1 pseudogene is annotated in these 622 nt (G+C 42.0%); it reads left to right on the forward strand.

What is annotated here, in order from left to right:
• Positions 1-622, forward strand: a pseudogene (locus ACFINC_RS11275) (NAD-glutamate dehydrogenase); the annotation flags it as partial.

Below are 622 nucleotides of genomic sequence, written 5' to 3' on the forward strand. Positions count from 1 at the left end.
TATACGCGCTCTATTTTGCAAATTCCCTTCTTAAAAGAAAAAGCCCAAACCATCATTCAACGCCTTGGACATAATCATGCTGATTATTCAGGAAAAGCCCTTATCAGTGTTTTAGAAACCTATCCAAGAGATGAAATGTTTCGTGTTGATGTTGATACACTAACAGAAAATGCCAAACTTATCCTGCAATTAGACGAACGTCCACGTTTGCGGGGGCTCGTCCACACTGATTCTGTTGGACGTTTTGTGTCTATCCTTGTCTATGTACCACGTGACCATTACAGCAGCAGCCTCCGTGAAAAAGTTGGCGAACATTTTGTTGAAATTTACAAAGGCGACTTTTTTGAATCCTATCCGCTATTTCTGGAAAGCACTCTTATCCGTGTCTATTATATTATCCATCGCAAAGGTAGCGCAACTGTTCCACTTCACGATCGCACCACACTTGAACAACATGTTCGTTCAATTGCACGAAGTTGGGAAGATAGTGTCCAAGCCATCGCTCTTACCCACAAAACAACAGAACCACAAACCCGCCTAGCCAGTGAATTTCCTAACAGTTATCGTGATTTATTCTCAACGGAAGATGCCATTAAAGATGCCGGACATATTCTCAGTCTTC

The sequence above is a fragment of the Bartonella sp. AP58NXGY genome (genome assembly GCF_042195785.1).
In the GTDB taxonomy this organism is placed as follows: Bacteria; Pseudomonadota; Alphaproteobacteria; order Rhizobiales; family Rhizobiaceae; genus Bartonella.